Genomic DNA, 16,920 nt, shown 5'->3' on the forward strand with positions numbered 1-16,920 from the left:
AACATGCCTTGCTGGGCGCCTGTCCGATCGCTAATGCTTTTCGGCGCTTCCAATCAAAGAGGATAAAGATGGCAACTGGTACCGTAAAGTTTTTCGCTCAGGACAAAGGCTTCGGCTTCATCACCCCGGATAGTGGTGGACCGGATGTGTTCGTCCACATCTCGGCTGTAGGCTTCGGCGCTTCTCTGACCGATGGCCAGAAGGTCAGCTACGACGTGGGACAAGACAGGAAAGTCTAAGGCTGAGAACGTTAGCGTCCTCTGAAATCACATCCCCGGTCTCGTTGAAAATGCGGGATCGGGGCTAATTTGATGGTCTTCGCCTTGAGCGGATATGAACCGGCGACCCGATCGGTACTGGTGGGCCACGAAACTGCTAACGCGTTACGGAAAAACACCAATTGCTAATCAGCGCACGTGCCGAGGATCGGCGACATCAGCTTGATGTGGGCATCAACCCGTTCCAACACTCTATCGGGTAGAACAGCTCGTTCAGGCAGAGACCACCAAGACTGATTGACGCGCTCGACCGTCTCCGTAACAGCCTTCAGCACAGCAGCTTCCGGCAGCCGCGCACGATGAGCGAAGACTTTCCATCGCTGGGCGTTCATTGCCTTGAACGGCCTTTCACCGGCCAGCGACAGTGCCATGGCGTCCGACGGAATGTAAGGGACAGTCGAGAGCACATCATAGACTGGGGCGAGTGCCGGCTTGTCGCCCTTCCCATGATAAATCAGCGACCAATTCTTAAGGTGCATGTCGCCATTTCCTGTCAGGACAGCCAAAGCCAGTCGTCGCACGAACTCAAGGGCTGCCGCTGAAGAAACGGCGACCCCAAGAGCCGCAGCGATATCATGATAGGCGGCCCCCTCATATTTTCGAGACGGATAGACGCCGAATACCTGAGCGAAATCTTCGATATGGACGCGCTCACCACCGGCAATGCGATCGAAACGTTTGACGAGGAGGACTTTGCCGTCGGACAATGTCTTAAACTCCTCCGGGATACCCTCGAACTGCGATTGTTCCACGAGCTCGCGTTCCGGCACGTCCATACCAATCGCTTCGGCCAATGCGAGATTTGCAAATTCGTTTTCCGAGACACCGGGAAATGATGTCGATGGAAACTTGGCGATATATGAACCCTGCTCGTCGCCTAAGGGGATCGTCAGACCGCCGCCCTTGCCTGTGTTTTTGATGACGGAGAGTTTCATCTGCACGCCTGCGAGCGAAAACCGGGCCTTCGGTCTGGGGGTTGTCAAACCCTCATTACGAACAACGCTGCCTTCGCTCGGCACAATTCGGACAGCCCCCGGCAGATCCGATCCGAGTGCCGCAAGCAAATCGAAATCATTTCCTGCTCGCACGCTGCCTGAATGGTGCTTCTCCATCGCCTCGCGCAGTTTATCCTCTGGAAGAAGGTTCGCAAAGAACGGTGGCAAAGCCCTTGCGACGGGTTTCGGGTCCTTGCGCACCCCCCCATGTGCCGCGCGAAATGACAGACTGAGCACTGGGAAACCACCCGTCTTACGATAGCCCTCCTCAAAGCTGAACGCGTTGAAGTCTCCCGGCGTCCTGACGATCATGCCTACCTTCAGGTCATTCAGCAGCACGTCCAGTGAGATTATAGATCTTGGATCAGGAGGCGCATCAGACATTGCCATCACCATCAGGAGTGGCGACGAAAGCAGGAAGGTCATCTTCGGCGTCACCTGGCTGCAGTAGAGCTTCAACCGCCGGGACCATGGCCTGTGGGATGAGCATCAGTTCCAGACCAAGCGCACGACCAATGTTGATCAGAGTGGTCGTACGGGCAGCGCTGGCTCCAGCCTCAATCTCGCGGTACCGCGGACGCGATATACCCGCCATATCCGCAACCTGCTCTTGGGTGAGGCCCGAGGTCTTGCGCGACGTCTTGAGCAGCCGCCCTATCTCTTGAAGAGCCTCCGAATCCGACTTCATTTGATACCTTAACGCTTCATGTTTCCCATTATGATATGTTTGCGTATCTCACGGCATCTGCTTATGTCAAATCAAATGATGTCAATAAAGATCATTTGAGATTAAAAGATCTTTTTACAGATCATTTCTGTTTCCTCTACTGATAGGACGTTAGGCAATCGGGGAACCGAAACTGTAAATACAGCCGCAATACACGGTTCCTTAAATGTCCGCTCCTATCCGACTGCGCTATCGATCGGCGTCCGCGTCCTAATCCAGTGACGGAGATGAATTCGATGGCCACCATTCCATGCGCTCATGGTCGACCGCCGTTGGTCTGCTCTGCAGCGCAACGAAGAAATGGTCGGTATGCTAAAAGCCATTTTCGGCGCCAATCCGGTCGCCTGCAGACTGCTTCAACGCGGTGAAAGCAGGTGATGTCGGCCCTTGTCGAGAAGGCCTTCGCGCGCGGTGCCAGCGCTGAGGCGCCCGGACCGGATTGATCGTCTCAATCGATCTGCTGGGCGACGACCTCGCGCAGTTCCTTGCGGCTGAGGCCGGAAAGGGTCGGCATTGGTATCCATGCGCAGGAGAGGCTCAACTGCGGCAATCAGGAATCGCTGAAAGGACTGTAAGCATGTCGGCGATCCGAACAGAATGCTCACCTGCGTCCAAGCAACAGGCTCGGACCTCAGTACTGTTATCGCGTCATTATGGCGGCATCGCGTTCAAGTTGCGAGTGCGGTGTCAATTTCGGTGGTCGTCACCTCGAAGTGCACAAGTTTTGCCGGACCAAACGCGGTGGACATGGCCACATCCGTTGCATCCCGGCCCGTTGCCATCAATATCCGCCCGATGCGCGGCGCGTTGTGGCGCGCATCGACGGTGTACCAGCGGCCGCTCAGAAAGACCTCGAACCATGCGCTGAAGTCCATCGGGTTCGGATCTGCCGGCACCCCGATGTCACCGAGGTAACCGGTACAATACCGGGCCGGAAGGTTCATGCACCGACACAAGGTTATGGCGAGGTGAGCGAAATCTCGACACACGCCCGTCCGGTCGTGCCAGCCTCCGAAGGCGGTTCTTGTCGGGTCGGCCTTGGAATAGTCGAAGGCGATCCGGTCATGCGTATAATCGAGGATCGATTTCACGCGATCCCAGCCCGGCCTCGTATGGGCGAACGTCTCCCAGGCGAAATCCGCCAGACGATCCGTGTCACAGTAACGGCTCCCCAGAAGATAAACGAGAACATGATCAGGAAGATCATTGATGCCGTGTTGAACGACGTCGACGGGGACGGGATCCGGCTGTCCATCGTCGTAGATCTGAAACTCGGTGCTGATCATCGTGACGCCCTGCGGCGCAACGATACGGCTGCAGGCATTGCCGAAGCCGTCCATATAGTCCCACGCCCTGATGGGACGGTCGAAGGAAATCGTCTGCTCCCCCAGCAGGTCGCCGCGCCGGCTTGGATGAAGGTTAAGCACCAGCAACATGGGTGTTTCCTGCTTGCATTCATAGCCAATCCGGAAGCCGGCACGTATTCGCATGGAAAAGTCCTTTATCGGGGGGATATCAACCGCCAACGGTTCTAGCGCCAACGGTCCTGAATGCGGAGTGTTCCATCTGCACGCAACCCTCGTCTCATTTATTCGGTGGTCGTCACGTTCACCTGAACGGTCATGTCAATCAACCTGCCTGCCTTGCCCTCGAAACTGCCGGACAGGGGGATGGCCTGCTTCGGGTCACGGGCAACGCCAACCCGTATCAATTCCCGGTTTCCCACGATGCCATTGGTCGGATCGAACTCCACCCAGCCTGCGCCAGGGAGATAGACCTGGCACCAGGCATGAGTTGCCCCGCCGCCCAGATTATGGTCCCCATCGCGATCAGGGACATAGATGTATCCTGTGACGAAGCGTGCCGCCAGGCCCAGAGAACGAACCGCTTCCATCATCAACAGCGCGAAGTCCCGACAGGTGCCGCTGCGGAGCCGCAAGGTCTCTGCCGGAGTCTGAATCCCATGTTTTTCGCGGCGAGAATAAGAAAAGCTTTCCCGAATTGCGTAGCATAAGGTCATCAGCACATGGCCGGTTCGGGCGGAGCTGCCAACAGGCACGAATTGCCGGGCCCAGTGAAGCACGGCGTCGTCGACGTCTGGATAATGCCGCTCGATGGTTCGTCCCAGATCGATGATTTCATCATCGTCGTAGCTGAACGGATAGCCACGCACGTCCGTGTGCATTTCCAGGTCAAGCGGCACATGGACGGTATGATCCAGCTTTATCCGCGTTTCGATCACCAATTCGGACGAGGACGCTTCGATATCGACCAAGGCGATACAATTGCCGAAAACATCGTAGATCCATCTGACGGACGACGGTGGAGGACTTGTCTGAAGAGAACAGGCGAGGAGAGTTTGGTCAAAGCTGTCCCGCGGACGGAACATGAGACGGTGACGTCCGAACCTCACGGGATGCGTATACTGGTACTGCGTGCGGTGCTTCACCGAATAAAGCGTCATGACGTCTGCGCCTTCGTTGTCGCAAGGAGATCCGTCGGCGGGGCGTCACGATCGACGTTACGCTTCTTTTCGGGGAAGCGGATAATGGACCGCATCATACAGAGAACGAATTTCGTTGCTTTCGAAACGCGTGTCGCCGATTTCGAGGACCGCTCCCCGAAGCTGGGAACAGGGCAGTTCTTCAATAGCGAACCGAATGGCCTCTGCGGTGTTGTCGAACCGCTTGTAACGGGGACCGCTGATGCTCCCGCCCACGCGCCTGCCGGCGAAAAAGCCTGCAGGCGACGAATAGTCGATCTGTATCATGGTTCATCTTCTCAAAGGCGGGCGGGATCAAGGCCGGCAATGCCGGCTCCGGACAGGCCAATCGGACAGGTTGCGCTCTCATGGCGGTCGAGAGCGGAAAAGCTCGTGAGGCCAATGATGCGCAGCCGTCCGCAACGCTGGGAAATATCTGCCGAAACGGCAGGAAGGTTGTCGCCATACTCACGTCGGCCGATCCTCACGAGATTACGCGACATGGAGGCGGGATAGAATTCTGGACGCATTGCCTTGCTCCTTCTTCATCGAGGCGCCGGCCATGAATGCAACTGTGCGAGACAAGAGCGACGAGAGGGACTGCGGGTAGGACGCGCGCAGTCGGCGCGTTTCGGGACGGTTTGGGCGGTACGACCCGGCACCACACGGGGCAGAACGCGTTCCAGCCACTATTTCTTTTTGGAACGAGCCACCGGTTCGGAATTCGCCAGAGCTTCCTTTTCCAGACGCAATTGGCGCAGCCGAGACGTCTTGCTCACTCTGAGCGCGTTCTCGGAGGATATGATGTGTCGAGCCGTCTGATCGGTCACGGCAGCCTTTTCCCCGGTCGTAAGTCTAACCGGTGCGGCGAGAGACCCCTTCGACGTCGACATTAAACATTCTTCCATCATGCGGAATTTACTTCCCATGGAATTACGCCTTCATCGAAGGATGTAAATCGGTGAAATTCTACATTTTCGATTTAATATATCCAATATATGGGATATATTTTCATATTTACAACCGCTTGTACACTTAATATTTTTGCGTCTCGGGAAAAACCTTGCCGTCCACACACGAAGGGGACAGGATCAGAGCGCGCATCCGGTCCGGGCAGCGGTGTGGCGACGAGCGAATCCTCGAGCCACTGCATGTTGTCGGTCACGGATGGGGGAAAGCTCGACTCCATCACCCGGTCCTTGAAAGTCTGACCCCGGGCACCATATCCAGTATCGGGAGCAAGGCTGCTGAAGGCGGCCGAAATGTAACTGCCTGCGATATGACACCCGGGCCCAGTTGGTGCTCTTCTTACAGATTTAGCCCTGGACGTCCCTCGCCATCAATCGCGCAGCCGCATTCACAGTTTGCGGGATCCGACTCTGAGCAAGACGCAGGCTTTCGATTGTCAATCATCTCGATCGACAGACAGAACATGCCGGCAAAAGGCATCGGCTATGAAACTTTATCGGGTCACAACACGAGCGCTCGTTCGCTTTGGAGCTTCTTTATGCCGACAGACAGGCGACAGGTCGATGACATTGGCGCGGCCGAAAAGATCATGCGGCGCGTCTTAAAACGCGGCAACTACTCGACAGCCGACCTTGGCGCCGCTGCAGGTCCCGATCACCGCAGTGAGCGCACAATCATTGAGCGCATTCAAACCGGCATGATCATGAGCGACGTCTATCCAGTTTCCAAACAGCGCAAAGTGCAGTCTAACAAGGTGGCACTTCGACGATGGGAGAACGAGGGCGGCAGCACGGATGAAGGCGACCAATAAGGCATCGCAATCTACGGAGACCAAGTATGTCAAAGACAGATAACGTGGTGATTCTGGCCGTTTTCAGGAAGATGCGGGAGTCAGCGCTTGGCGGGCGTTTCAATGTGATCGAACTCGCCCCACCGCGGATGAAGGCGAAGAAGCCAGATACCTTGCAACCCAAGGGGCCCGTTCCCGAGGGGCACTGAGACACGTGCGAAGATTTTGTAGCAGTTGCGAATCCACATCAGATGGCTGGGCAGGTCGTTTGTACCACCATCAATTCGGAGAAGGATAATCAGTATGGGTACGAGAACACGCATGCGTACAGTCCGCTTCAGTAGACCGTTCATATTGTTCGGTCTGGACGGAACCCAGCCGCCTGGAGACTATCTGGTGCATGAAGACGAAGAAGAAATCACAGGCCTCTCCTGGTTAGCCTACAGAAGGATTTCGACGCTGATCGAGATTTCCAGAGGTTCTACGACGAGTATGTTCAGCATAGACGGCGTGGAGCTCGAATCAGCTATTCAAAATGATCAAGCTGTGAGCGATCAACGACATTGAATTGCGCGATACCCACTTGAAAATCATCAGGGTAGTTCCAGTCGATACGATACTTGGCTCCCTGATCATTGATGCCCTGGCCAAACGACTGAACGCATCCGTCTCGACCATCTCAAGCGCTGCGGGCATGAGCGTGTCAATTACACAGGCGGGATCGACGAGCCCACTTGTAAACGGTGCTGGACCGCACGACATGTAGGGGGATAGCAGCTCGTTTTACGGGCGCTGCGATTGAGGATTGACGTTCCTCGCCCCAACGAAGGAGGACGACATGTCTTCCACTCCCCTACAAGAGCACCTCGATCCCTTCGATTTTGCGATGATCAGGGATGTCCTGAGAGCCGGTGGTTTCAGAGGCGTTGAAGCTACGGCAAACTCCGATGCAAAAAAGGCGGCATCGGTCTTTCTGAAGACCGAGTTCTGTAACGGGAAGAGAACCCGGGAAACACTGCTCCTAGCCCTCCAGAGCAAGCGCGTCGACCTTCACAAGGGTTTGCCCGTCGCCATCTCACGCAAGAGCGAAGCCATCGACAGATGGCAGGATGAAGGAGGCCAGTGATGGCGCTTTCCTTTCCCAACTCCAGCAGAAGCTACGATGAAACGCATTCCCGCATCCGATTTCTCGGCTATGACGGTATGTTCGAGGTGAAGTTTTACGTGCCGGCTGAAGTGCTTACGGCCGGGCTATCGCACTGGACGGCGAGCGAAAGCGATTATCTCGCCTCATTCGACGCGCTGCGGTCAAAAATTCTGGATGCAGCCAAGAGCGCCTACAAGTCCCATCCGGGCAGAACCATAACATTGGCTCTCGAGCATTTCAGGTGATGTGTGACGTGCGAGACGCTCCGCCATGAGGCGCAGCGGAGAATGAACGCGAACAGGAGGAGAATTCCGGTGGTCACGGAAAGCAGAAAAGCAACGGTGTTTGAACGTATGGGCGGCTACCAGCCCTCGAAGACGATCCTCGTCTGGGCTTGCGGCATGACTGCCGTTGCGACGATGGTCGCTGGATTTGGCTGGGGAGGCTGGATGACGGGAGGCAGCGCTGTAAGAGCGGCGACGGCTGCAAGCGAAGCGGCTAACCGGCAGCTTGCATCCGCTGTTTGCGTCGATCGGTTCAACGCTGCACCGGATTCGGCAGAACGGCTTATCGAATTCAACGCGCTCCCGGATCGTTACAAGAAGCGACAGTTTATCGAGGCAGGCGGCTGGGCAACGATGCCTGGCCAGACATCAGCAGACAGCAGCGTTGCAGAAGGATGCAGTACAGCTCTGTCTGCCTGAGACGGCCAAGGGGACTTCTGTGGCGCGTCTGCAACCTTAATGTCAATTGATATGCAGGCGTGGCCACCTCACCCGCAAATCCGGTGCGGCTCATTCACGGCACACCTCGTCCCCATAAGTCGTGGCGAATCCCCGGTTCCGGCAAATGCGGAGCCTCTTGCGTTTTGATCAATCCACAATCTGGATGACAACGCGCGTTCTTGCATCGACGATCAGGCGTACCTGGTTTACGAACAGGAAGGCACAATGAGGGCTATCTGGTATTGGCAATAGCAAGAGGTTCTCCGGAATCGTCTGGCCGGCGCTGAGTGTCTCCGTCATTTGAACCGGGTTTGGCGGCACAGGTTGACTGGCAACGTATGCAACGGCCTGATCGGTAGGCGGCCGCGACGTTGGCACCACATTGGCGGTCTTTCCCGCAAAAACAGCCTGGGCGGGGAGCACAATCGCCATGGTGACGAGCACAAATCTAATCATCAAATTCTTCCAAAGTACGTAAAGGGCAGGCCACTCTTCCAGAGAAGCTGGAAATCTAGATCCGGCCTAAATTGGGCGGTCGAACTAAGACTTCCTCTCGCGGAGAGATCCTCGGAAGATCCTCATCGCTGATCAATGGACAGAGCGCCGTGATCGAAGGTCAGCAAAGGATCGGTACGCAGCGGCAAGCGGCAGATCGAGACTACAGCCTGAACTTGCTGGTCGCCGTATCGACCTCCAAGCGCATGGCATTCAGAGAGCCTCTGATTACGCGAATATCAGCACTGAGGGCCGGAGGGGCCTCCTGTTGCTCCCAGTACAAAAGCGTGTCGTGCCAACCCTTGGCTGTTTCCAGCAGGCCACGCGCGCGCTGTAGAACACGCTCGTCGACCGCGGTCGCTGCCCGCTCTGCATTTCGTGCAAGCTCGACAAGGTCATTCGCCTCAGCCCCCCATACGGGAAGTGCGTCACGAAGCCTGAGGATCTGTTTGTGGATGTCGGTGATTTGATCGTTTTCCATCTACCTTAGATGGAGTTATATTTCATTTAATCCACTTTTGGTTTATCACGTTCCCGTGTTGACTTGCGCGCTGTCGCTGATGGCGGCGCACTTGATCGCCGGCCCGATGTGCCAAGTTGACATGGGAAGTTGACATGGGACCGAACGCAAGTGAGGGCCGCTTGACGGCACAGAACCTCGTGCCTGTGACTGCTCCGCGCTATGGTGACGTTCGTTTCTGGTTTCGATGCAGGACAAGCGTCATTGAGAACGCTCTGACGAAACAGACATGCGCCGCCATGATGCAACTCATCGCTGGTAAAAGCCGTTTGTCACTCCATATAAGGTTGATCGCTGTTCTTGTGCATTAGCAACGCCCTCGTGAGCGGATGCCGGCGGTACCCACGAAGCCTCGTGTGGACTGACGCCTGGCGCAACAGAGAAACCCCAATGCGTATCGCACAAGTAGCACCCCTGGCGGAATCCGTTCCGCCGAAACTTTATGGCGGCACGGAACGTGTCGTCTCCTGGTTGACGGAAGAACTCGTCGAGCAGGGCCACGATGTCACACTCTTTGCCAGCGGAGATTCAGAGACGTCTGCTGAACTCGTGCGGGCGGTCCCGCAGGGTTTGAGATTGGGAGGCATACGCGATCACACTGCAAGCCTCCTGGTCATGCTGGAGGAGGTTCGCAGCCAGGCTTCATCCTTCGACGTCATCCATTTCCATGTCGATTTGCTCCAGTTTCCAGCGTTCCGGGACTCATCCGTCCGTTGTCTGACCACGCTGCATGGCAGGCTGGACCTGCCGGATTTTCATCCGGTGTATCGTGCGTTTCCGGAGATGCCGCTCGTTTCGATTTCGCAAAATCAGCGTCTGCCGCTTCCCGGAGCCAACTGGCTAGCCAATATTCACCATGGCCTTCCCGCAGGCCCGGCGCCGTTCACGGCCGCCAAACGCGACTATCTTGCCTTCTTGGGACGCGTGGCTCCGGAAAAACGCCCGGATCGGGCGATCGAAATTGCAAAGCGGACAGGGATACCCCTTAAAATCGCGGCGAAAGTCGATCCAGCCGACCAAGACTACTTCGACCACGTCATTCGCCCGCAACTCGATCATCCGCTGATTGAATTCATCGGTGAGATCGGTGACCACGAAAAGCGCGACTTTCTCGGAAACGCAATCGCTCTGTTGTTTCCCATCGATTGGCCAGAGCCGTTCGGACTGGTGATGATTGAGGCCATGCGAGAGGGAACGCCAACGATTGCCTGGCGCAGAGGCTCGGTTCCGGAGGTGATGGACGAGGGAGTGACTGGCTTTATCGTCGACTCGATTGAGGAGGCCGTTGAAGCCGTTCGAAAGGCTGCTGGTGTCGACCGAAATGCGGTCCGTCGGCGGTTCGAGGAACGCTTTACCGCAGCACGGATGGCGTCGGACTACGTTGCCGAGTACCGGGGGCTATCGGAGGTATCGGTGACAATGAGACCTCATGGCCGTTACCTCACGCATGTGACACCGGCACCCGCAGTGCAGGTCATTGCGGCGACAAACCTGTCCGGTGGACGCTCCGGCTTTGCGTCGCCATTTGATAGGCCTGTCTGATGGCACACACTGCTGATCCCTCGTTCAAAGTAGCGGAAAACCCGGATACAATCCGCTACGATCTTGAAGTTGAGACTTCACTGGTCGGTCTGTCGCTACAGAAGCTGAAGGATGGGGATACCTTCGCTGTCCTGAACAGCCATGGAGATGTTACGGGCAACAATAGCGTGGAGGGCTTGTTTCATCGCGATACGAGATTTCTGTCCCAATTGGAGCTCCGGTTTCAAGGGCGCAAGCTCCTGCTGCTGAACTCCTCCAATCACGATGACAAGGCTGCGCTTTCCGTCGATCTTACAAATCCTGATATCGAAGATGGTGCCGTGGCACTGCCCCGCGAGACCATCTTCTTCGAACGCACGAAGTTTCTTTACAAGGGGGTGTTTTACGAACGTCTCAGCGTGCGAAACTTCACGCCGGTGGAGCGCCGGTTAACGATCGATTACACCTTCGGTGCGGATTTTCGGGATCTGTTCGAGGTTCGCGGGATGACGCGGGCAAAACGGGGGCACGCAACGTCCGAAGTGGTAACCGCGAACACCGTCGAATTTCTCTATCTTGGCCTGGATGAGGTAGAGCGCCGTACGCGGATTACCTTCACGCCTGTTCCCGAACATCTTGAAACGGACCGATCGACACTGGGGCTGACACTTGCGCCGGGAGAGAAGAAGTCGATCTTCCTGACCGTCGCCTGCAAAGAAGGCGAGTTCGCGCCTTTGCTGAAGTTCTTTAGCGCCTACCGAGAAAGCCGTCGCGCCAGACGCGTCCAGACGCGGAGCATCGCGACGATGCAAAGCTCAAGCGATCTTTTCAATGAAGTTGCCTGCCGTGCCACCTCCGACGTCTATATGCTGGTCACGCCGACTGACTCCGGCCCCTATCCTTATGCGGGCATTCCCTGGTTCAGCACGATTTTCGGGCGCGACGGGATTTTTACGGCCATGTTCATGCTGTGGATGGACCCATCGATCGCACGGGGTGTTCTGCGCACATTGGCGGCGATGCAATCCCAGGAAACAGATCCTCGCGCTGATGCGCAGCCGGGCAAGATCCTTCACGAGATGCGCCATGGCGAAATGGCCAATCTCGGTGAAGTACCATTCGGTCGCTATTACGGCAGCGTCGATTCAACGCCGCTCTTCATCATGCTGGCAGGGATGTACCTCGACGCCACAGGCGACCTGGAGACCGTCGCCGAAATCTGGCCAAACATCGACGCCGCGTTGCGCTGGATCGATGAATATGGCGACAATGACGGAGACGGCTTTGTCGAATATCACGCGGAAAGCAACGGCAGCCTGAAAAACCAGGGCTGGAAAGACTCGCACGACTCCATCTTTCATGAAGATGGAACAGACGCGACTGGGTCTATCGCCCTGTGCGAAGTGCAAGCTTATGTCTTCGCAGCCAAGGGTGCGGCCGCGCGAATGGCTGACCGACTAGGGCATCACCAGCAGGCAGCAGATCTCATTACAGCGGCCGAACAACTGCGTCTTCGTTTCGAATCTGAATTCTGGGACGAAGGGCTTGGAACTTACATCCTGGCCCTCGATGGCATGAAGCGGCCGTGTCGCGTTCGCAGTTCCAACGCAGGACACGCCTTGTTTGCGGGCATTGCTTCGCCAGAAAGAGCCAAACGTGTCGCAGCAACCCTCTTGAGCAAGGAAGGATACAGCGGCTGGGGCATCCGGACGCTCGCGCAGGGCGAAGCACGGTATAATCCAATGTCCTACCACAACGGCTCCATATGGCCGCACGATAACGCGGCGATTGCGATCGGACTTGCGCGCTACAACCTTAAAAATGAGGCGGCACGTGTGTTCACAGGTCTGTTTGATGCAGCAAAGGAGCAGGAGATGCGACGCCTGCCCGAGTTGTTCTGCGGTTTCATCCGGCGACCCGGTCGAGGACCAACCCCTTATCCGGTCGCGTGCTCACCACAGGCCTGGGCGGCCTCTGCGCTGTTCGGCGTTCTGGGTGCCTGCCTCGGCCTTGAACAGGCTCATACTGAAAATGAGATCCGTTTCCGCGATCCGATCATGCCCGCATTCCTGGACGAGATCGTGTTGCGCAATATCAAGCTCGGCTCATCGCATGCCGACTTCAGAATGCATCGCTACGGAACGGACGTTGCCACAAATGTTCTGGGACGAAATGGCAACGCCAAGATCCTTATTGTAAAGTGAGCCTTGGGTTGAGAACTGGGCGTCGATGGCGCGTGACGCAATTTAGGACGCTGTCCACCTCCTATTTTGCTCTTGAAGGGATACGAACCGCCGTTCACCTAGATAATGACTCTGGTGGTGTTCATTGGAGTGGCAGCGATTTATTTCTGCAGTGCCAGCGAATACCGGGTATGGCGACGTTCACCCGCACGCGTCAGCGCACCGATTTCCACAAGCTGCTGAAGGTCGCGGGTTGCTGTAGCGCGGGATGTGTCTGTGATCGAAATGTAGTTTTCGGCACTTAGCCCCCCCTTGAAGCCTGCCGTGCCTTCCTTGAAAATGCGCGCGACTACCTTTTCCTGCCGCTCGTTCAACCGGCCTCGAAACCGATCATAGAACTTTGCTTTCTGAATGAAGAAATCGATGCGCTCAAGCGTCGCCCGCTGAGCTTCCAGGATAGTTTCTGAAAAGAAAAGGATCCAGTCGGTAATATCAAGCGTGCGCTGGTGCCTCTCAAGTTCGGAGTAGTAGTCTTTCCGCCGCTTCTCGATTGTGAAGGCGAGCGAAATGAGACTTGGTTGCCCTATGTTTTGCGCAAGGGATTTCTCAGCGAGCGCGCGCCCAATTCGGCCGTTGCCATCCTCAAATGGATGTATGCTTTCAAAGTAAAGATGGCCTACTGCGGCGCGAGTCAAAGCTTGAAGCGAGGTTTGGCCATCTGGCCCGGATTGATTGAACCATGTGATGAAGATCTCCATCTCAGCGGCAACCCGGCAAGACGGGGGAGCCTCGAAGTGGATCGTGGGCTTGTCCAATCGACCTGAAACGATCTGCATGGCGTCTTCATGCGTGCGGTAAGCACCAACCGTTTCAATATATCGGTTTCCCGCCATCAGCATTGAATGCCAGCGGAACAGTCCCTCATGACACAGCGGTCCATGCCAACTTCGATAGACATCCGCCATCATCTCGGCGATCCCACGCTCTTGGGGGCGGATCTGTCTATCATCAGTGCTTAGCCCGAACTGTCGGCGGAGTGACGACTGGACGCTCGCGCGGTCCAAAAATTCCCCCTCAATCTCTGAGGTCTTGAGCGCTTCGTCGCTCAGCAACTCGATACGAAGTTGGTTGCTGTCGTCCTCGTTGAAATGTCGAACAGCACCGATAACCTCGCCGGCGGACTGCAGGAACTTCTGCTCCAACGGTACCAAGCTTGCGGCGTCGTATTTGAAGTTTGGCCAATCAGCGTTTTGCCAATTCCATATCATGAGTTATAGCATCCCTGCCTATAACTCATAACTACCGCCACATATGAGTTATTGCAAGCTCGTTTATCGCTCAACATCACAATCTGCAGCTCTCCGTTCAAGAGGCAGCGATCGACAGCTTAACCATTTGCCCTAAAGCGGTTTCAATCCACGCCTCCGCGAGGGAGGCGACGCCGTTGAAGGAGGCCCTGACTTTCCGCAGGTATTGTTTCGATCCACGCCTCCGCGAGGGAGGCGACAGCCGCCCCGCAAACAGCGAGGAGCGTACCGCCGCGTTTCGATCCACGCCTCCGCGAGGGAGGCGACGTGGAAAGCGAAGCGGCCGATCGGGCGCTGAGGAGGTTTCGATCCACGCCTCCGCGAGGGAGGCGACCGGACAGCATCTGCAACTGTTGCTGACCACCAACAGTTTCGATCCACGCCTCCGCGAGGGAGGCGACGAACGCACCTGCACAACCTTCTCGGCCAGCATCCAGTTTCGATCCACGCCTCCGCGAGGGAGGCGACCCCCATGGGCTTTGGCATGATCCAGCGCGAAGCCGAGCGAAGCGAGCGTCTTGCCGCCGCCGGTTGGCACGGTCAGGGTGAACAGACCCGGCCGTTCCTCGGCCTTGCTGCGCACCTGCGACAGGATGTGGGCGCGCAGATCGTTCAGTTCCCGGCCCTTGCCGGAGGTCACTGACGAACCGGAAAAGCGAGCCATGTGCACCTCAAAGCGCGCCAGAAAATCTGGGATCAGGTCTTGCAGAAGCGGCCAGTCGCGATCGGCCTGCCTCTCGCCCTGAGAGACATAGAAGGCCTCCGTGTCCTTGAAATCCGCATCAACCAGGCAGGAGAAGATCATGCGGCCGACGAAGGATAGAGTAAAACCCTGGCGCTCCCGGTCCTTGACCGCAAAGCGCCTCAGTTCCTCTCCCATGCCAGAGATGAGAGCAGCAAGGTCGTCCCCCAACTCCTTTCGCCAAGCGTCGGCGATCCTGAGAGGATGCCCGATCCGCAGGTTGAAACTTCCGCCTGTGGTATTGTCGCGATCTGGCAGGCCCGCATGATGGCCGAGAATGGCATAGGCGATGATTTCAGCCATTGCCTTGTCCGGCCCTTGCGCAAGATCGCGCAGCACCTGCGCACCGGCCGTCGAATGTTCCACCGATGCGCCCCGTCCTGCGATATAGGCCTGAAAGGCAGGATCATATTTGCCGACATCATGAAACAGACCGGCGATATAAGCTGCGCGCGCCAAACCGGTCTTCTCGCCGAAACTGCTGGAAAGCCGGGCCACGTTCAGCAGATGCGCATCAAGCCTCTGCCAATCACTCCCGTCTCCGCAATTACCGCTGTGACCAAAGTAAATCACAGTCCAACCTATCGGTCGCCGCCTTAAACAGCGACCGCCCCCATGAATGCGCTTTGCAAAACTGTTATTGTATAAATCTCGGAACTTCACAATCCAAGGATGCGGCAGGATCACGTAAATCGCTGCGGCACGTTACATTTCCCGATGAGCATTACGACAAACCGCGTGCAGAATTTTCAGCTTACGGCTTCAATTGAAATCGCTAGCTAAAATCCACACCGGATTAGCCCCGCTTACCCCGCTTAGTACCTGGAGCAAATCCGGTGGCAGGAGGGATTCCTGTTTTCTGCAAATCATGAGATTCTTCTTTCATGACGAAGCGCCGCCTGCCCATGGCCGAGCATGCCGACACGCTGTCGCTGAAGGCGCTGCGAGAACTCGTGACGGGTCTGGTGGAGCGGGCTGATCGGGCAGACGCCCGGATTGAGAAGCTCGTAGCTGAGAACCAAAGGCTTCGGGATGAGAACGACCAGCTCAGGCTCGAGAACACCCGGCTGAAGATCGACAACCAGCTTCTGCGTGACGAGATTGCGCGCCTGAAAAACCTGCCGCCGCGCCCACCCTTCAGACCGTCGGGAATGGAGAAGGCGACCGGTGACAAGACGCTCACCGGCAAAGATCCGGCGTCCCGGCCGCGAGGGCCGAAGAACGACACGAAGCGGGTGACGCGTGAAGAGGTACTGCCTGTCAGCGTGCCAGTTGGATCGCGCTTCAAGGGCTACAAGGACTGCTTCGTCCGGGATCTGGTGCTCAGGGTCGAGGTGGTTCGTTACCGTCGGGAATGCTGGGTAACGCCGGAGGGAGACACCATCATCGCGCCGTTGCCTGCGGGGATACGAGGTGGCTTTGGGCCCAATCTGCGACGGTTTTGTCTGATGCTCCATGCGCATGGCCAAGTCACGACGCAGCGAATGACGACCTTGCTCAACGACGTTGGTGTCGAAATCTCCAAACGTCAGGTGGTCCGCTTTCTCACAGAGAGGCTGGATGGCTTTCATGCCGAGGATGCAGCCGTGCTCCACGCCGGCCTCGTCTCTGCGCCTTTTGTGACGGTCGACGACACCGGTGCCCGTCACGCCAACCGCAATGTTTATACGACGCATATCGGCGGTGAGCATTTCACCGCCTTTCGCACGACGTCTTCGAAGTCGCGACTGAACTTCCTGGCCCTGCTGCGCGGCAGCTATCAGGACTATATCCTCAACGATGCCGCCTTCGCTTTTCTCGAAGACCGGCAGGTGGACCCTGCCCTTCTGGCGCGGCTGAAGAGAAACGAACCGCGGCGGTTTGCCAATCAAGTTCCGTTTCTCGCCTATCTGGCTGAACATGGTATCGACATTTTCGACAGGGACATCATCCGCCCGTTCGCCGAGGCCGGCATCTGGGGTGCCATCCGCCATCATGGGCTGGTCGGCAAGGCAGTGATCGTCTCCGACGATGCCGGGCAGTTTCGGGTCGGTACCCAC

General features: G+C 56.8%; 19 protein-coding genes, 2 pseudogenes and 1 CRISPR repeat array. Of the genes and pseudogenes, 11 read left to right on the forward strand and 10 right to left on the reverse strand.

Going from position 1 to position 16,920, the window contains the following annotated elements:
- The first annotated feature begins 68 nt into the window (after nucleotides 1-68).
- A pseudogene (locus tag OU993_RS19795) lies at nucleotides 69-264 on the forward strand (cold-shock protein).
- Between the two features lie 139 nt (nucleotides 265-403).
- Here OU993_RS19795 and OU993_RS19800 read toward each other — a convergent pair.
- From OU993_RS19800 to OU993_RS19825, 6 genes are all read right to left on the reverse strand, one after another.
- Nucleotides 404-1,657: a type II toxin-antitoxin system HipA family toxin gene (locus OU993_RS19800; RefSeq protein ID WP_268160394.1), complete on the reverse strand. Its 1,254-nt coding sequence runs from the start codon at nucleotides 1,655-1,657 to the stop codon at nucleotides 404-406.
- The gene (locus tag OU993_RS19805) at nucleotides 1,650-1,961 is read right to left on the reverse strand and encodes a helix-turn-helix domain-containing protein (RefSeq protein ID WP_268160353.1); all 312 of its coding nucleotides are present in this window, start codon (nucleotides 1,959-1,961) and stop codon (nucleotides 1,650-1,652) included. The genes OU993_RS19800 and OU993_RS19805 overlap by 8 nt, the downstream gene beginning before the upstream one ends.
- Before the next feature lie 707 nt (nucleotides 1,962-2,668).
- Nucleotides 2,669-3,490: a transglutaminase-like domain-containing protein gene (locus tag OU993_RS19810; protein ID WP_268160396.1), complete on the reverse strand. Its 822-nt coding sequence runs from the start codon at nucleotides 3,488-3,490 to the stop codon at nucleotides 2,669-2,671.
- Nucleotides 3,491-3,588: 98 nt separating this feature from the next.
- On the reverse strand, nucleotides 3,589-4,464 hold the full coding sequence (locus OU993_RS19815) for a transglutaminase family protein (protein WP_268160354.1): 876 nt from the start codon (nucleotides 4,462-4,464) through the stop codon (nucleotides 3,589-3,591).
- A gap of 57 nt (nucleotides 4,465-4,521) precedes the next feature.
- Nucleotides 4,522-4,770 carry a hypothetical protein gene (locus OU993_RS19820; protein ID WP_268160356.1) on the reverse strand — a complete coding sequence of 83 codons (249 nt, stop codon included), beginning with the start codon at nucleotides 4,768-4,770 and terminating at the stop codon, nucleotides 4,522-4,524.
- A gap of 11 nt (nucleotides 4,771-4,781) precedes the next feature.
- Nucleotides 4,782-5,012: a hypothetical protein gene (locus OU993_RS19825; RefSeq protein WP_268160358.1), complete on the reverse strand. Its 231-nt coding sequence runs from the start codon at nucleotides 5,010-5,012 to the stop codon at nucleotides 4,782-4,784.
- An 872-nt stretch (nucleotides 5,013-5,884) separates the two neighbouring features.
- On the opposite strand from OU993_RS19825, the gene OU993_RS19830 reads away from it, so the two are divergent.
- From OU993_RS19830 to OU993_RS19855, 6 genes are all read left to right on the forward strand, one after another.
- A complete protein-coding gene (locus tag OU993_RS19830; RefSeq protein ID WP_268160360.1) occupies nucleotides 5,885-6,262 on the forward strand; it encodes a hypothetical protein in 378 nt (125 codons plus the stop codon).
- 26 nt (nucleotides 6,263-6,288) lie between these two features.
- Entirely contained in the window at nucleotides 6,289-6,450 is a 162-nt protein-coding gene (locus OU993_RS19835) for a hypothetical protein (RefSeq protein WP_268160362.1), read from the forward strand.
- Between the two features lie 112 nt (nucleotides 6,451-6,562).
- Nucleotides 6,563-6,808: a hypothetical protein gene (locus OU993_RS19840; protein ID WP_268160364.1), complete on the forward strand. Its 246-nt coding sequence runs from the start codon at nucleotides 6,563-6,565 to the stop codon at nucleotides 6,806-6,808.
- A gap of 271 nt (nucleotides 6,809-7,079) precedes the next feature.
- A complete protein-coding gene (locus OU993_RS19845) occupies nucleotides 7,080-7,367 on the forward strand; it encodes a hypothetical protein (protein ID WP_268160366.1) in 288 nt (95 codons plus the stop codon).
- A complete protein-coding gene (locus tag OU993_RS19850; RefSeq protein ID WP_268160367.1) occupies nucleotides 7,367-7,633 on the forward strand; it encodes a DUF1488 domain-containing protein in 267 nt (88 codons plus the stop codon). The genes OU993_RS19845 and OU993_RS19850 overlap by 1 nt, the downstream gene beginning before the upstream one ends.
- Nucleotides 7,634-7,741: 108 nt before the next feature.
- Nucleotides 7,742-8,092: a hypothetical protein gene (locus tag OU993_RS19855; RefSeq protein WP_268160398.1), complete on the forward strand. Its 351-nt coding sequence runs from the start codon at nucleotides 7,742-7,744 to the stop codon at nucleotides 8,090-8,092.
- Nucleotides 8,093-8,260: 168 nt separating this feature from the next.
- On the opposite strand, the gene OU993_RS19860 is transcribed toward OU993_RS19855, so the two are convergent.
- A complete protein-coding gene (locus OU993_RS19860) occupies nucleotides 8,261-8,569 on the reverse strand; it encodes a DUF1236 domain-containing protein (protein WP_268160368.1) in 309 nt (102 codons plus the stop codon).
- A gap of 202 nt (nucleotides 8,570-8,771) precedes the next feature.
- Nucleotides 8,772-9,089 carry a hypothetical protein gene (locus OU993_RS19865; RefSeq protein WP_268160370.1) on the reverse strand — a complete coding sequence of 106 codons (318 nt, stop codon included), beginning with the start codon at nucleotides 9,087-9,089 and terminating at the stop codon, nucleotides 8,772-8,774.
- Between the two features lie 429 nt (nucleotides 9,090-9,518).
- On the opposite strand from OU993_RS19865, the gene OU993_RS19870 reads away from it, so the two are divergent.
- On the forward strand, nucleotides 9,519-10,670 hold the full coding sequence (locus OU993_RS19870) for a glycosyltransferase family 4 protein (RefSeq protein WP_268160372.1): 1,152 nt from the start codon (nucleotides 9,519-9,521) through the stop codon (nucleotides 10,668-10,670).
- The gene (locus OU993_RS19875) at nucleotides 10,670-12,853 is read left to right on the forward strand and encodes an amylo-alpha-1,6-glucosidase (protein WP_268160374.1); all 2,184 of its coding nucleotides are present in this window, start codon (nucleotides 10,670-10,672) and stop codon (nucleotides 12,851-12,853) included. Before OU993_RS19870 ends, OU993_RS19875 begins: the two co-directional genes overlap by 1 nt.
- Nucleotides 12,854-12,993: 140 nt before the next feature.
- Here the strand turns inward: OU993_RS19875 and OU993_RS19880 are convergent, their stop codons facing one another.
- Entirely contained in the window at nucleotides 12,994-14,100 is a 1,107-nt protein-coding gene (locus tag OU993_RS19880; RefSeq protein ID WP_268160376.1) for a Fic family protein, read from the reverse strand.
- Between the two features lie 140 nt (nucleotides 14,101-14,240).
- A CRISPR array of direct repeats spans nucleotides 14,241-14,607; the repeat unit is 32 nt; unit sequence GTTTCGATCCACGCCTCCGCGAGGGAGGCGAC.
- A 4-nt stretch (nucleotides 14,608-14,611) separates the two neighbouring features.
- On the opposite strand from OU993_RS19880, the gene OU993_RS19885 reads away from it, so the two are divergent.
- Nucleotides 14,612-14,782 carry a hypothetical protein gene (locus tag OU993_RS19885; protein ID WP_268160378.1) on the forward strand — a complete coding sequence of 57 codons (171 nt, stop codon included), beginning with the start codon at nucleotides 14,612-14,614 and terminating at the stop codon, nucleotides 14,780-14,782.
- Between the two features lie 180 nt (nucleotides 14,783-14,962).
- Here OU993_RS19885 and OU993_RS28940 read toward each other — a convergent pair.
- Nucleotides 14,963-15,568: pseudogene (locus OU993_RS28940) on the reverse strand (CRISPR-associated endonuclease Cas3''); the annotation flags it as partial.
- Nucleotides 15,569-15,765: 197 nt separating this feature from the next.
- Here OU993_RS28940 and OU993_RS19895 point away from each other — a divergent pair.
- Nucleotides 15,766-16,920, forward strand: a 1,155-nt coding sequence (locus OU993_RS19895) for a cell division protein ZapB (protein WP_268160381.1), incomplete at its 3' end; no start/stop codon positions are given.

Origin of the sequence: Rhizobium sp. SL86 (genome assembly GCF_026672545.1) — a bacterium.
GTDB lineage: Bacteria > Pseudomonadota > Alphaproteobacteria > Rhizobiales > Rhizobiaceae > Neorhizobium.

Excerpts from the sequence above, each read along its gene's own strand:
- OU993_RS19800 (WP_268160394.1), bottom strand. The coding sequence starts at position 1,657 with ATGTCTGATGCGCCTCCTGATCCAAGATCTATAATCTCACTGGACGTG.
- OU993_RS19875 (WP_268160374.1), top strand. The coding sequence starts at position 10,670 with ATGGCACACACTGCTGATCCCTCGTTCAAAGTAGCGGAAAACCCGGAT.
- OU993_RS19820 (WP_268160356.1), bottom strand. The coding sequence starts at position 4,770 with ATGATACAGATCGACTATTCGTCGCCTGCAGGCTTTTTCGCCGGCAGG.
- OU993_RS19865 (WP_268160370.1), bottom strand. The coding sequence starts at position 9,089 with ATGGAAAACGATCAAATCACCGACATCCACAAACAGATCCTCAGGCTT.
- OU993_RS19815 (WP_268160354.1), bottom strand. The coding sequence starts at position 4,464 with ATGACGCTTTATTCGGTGAAGCACCGCACGCAGTACCAGTATACGCAT.
- OU993_RS19880 (WP_268160376.1), bottom strand. The coding sequence starts at position 14,100 with ATGATATGGAATTGGCAAAACGCTGATTGGCCAAACTTCAAATACGAC.
- OU993_RS19870 (WP_268160372.1), top strand. The coding sequence starts at position 9,519 with ATGCGTATCGCACAAGTAGCACCCCTGGCGGAATCCGTTCCGCCGAAA.
- OU993_RS19860 (WP_268160368.1), bottom strand. The coding sequence starts at position 8,569 with ATGATTAGATTTGTGCTCGTCACCATGGCGATTGTGCTCCCCGCCCAG.
- OU993_RS19835 (WP_268160362.1), top strand. The coding sequence starts at position 6,289 with ATGTCAAAGACAGATAACGTGGTGATTCTGGCCGTTTTCAGGAAGATG.
- OU993_RS19825 (WP_268160358.1), bottom strand. The coding sequence starts at position 5,012 with ATGCGTCCAGAATTCTATCCCGCCTCCATGTCGCGTAATCTCGTGAGG.
- OU993_RS19805 (WP_268160353.1), bottom strand. The coding sequence starts at position 1,961 with ATGAAGTCGGATTCGGAGGCTCTTCAAGAGATAGGGCGGCTGCTCAAG.
- OU993_RS19855 (WP_268160398.1), top strand. The coding sequence starts at position 7,742 with ATGGGCGGCTACCAGCCCTCGAAGACGATCCTCGTCTGGGCTTGCGGC.
- OU993_RS19885 (WP_268160378.1), top strand. The coding sequence starts at position 14,612 with ATGGGCTTTGGCATGATCCAGCGCGAAGCCGAGCGAAGCGAGCGTCTT.
- OU993_RS19840 (WP_268160364.1), top strand. The coding sequence starts at position 6,563 with ATGCGTACAGTCCGCTTCAGTAGACCGTTCATATTGTTCGGTCTGGAC.
- OU993_RS19850 (WP_268160367.1), top strand. The coding sequence starts at position 7,367 with ATGGCGCTTTCCTTTCCCAACTCCAGCAGAAGCTACGATGAAACGCAT.
- OU993_RS19845 (WP_268160366.1), top strand. The coding sequence starts at position 7,080 with ATGTCTTCCACTCCCCTACAAGAGCACCTCGATCCCTTCGATTTTGCG.
- OU993_RS19810 (WP_268160396.1), bottom strand. The coding sequence starts at position 3,490 with ATGCGAATACGTGCCGGCTTCCGGATTGGCTATGAATGCAAGCAGGAA.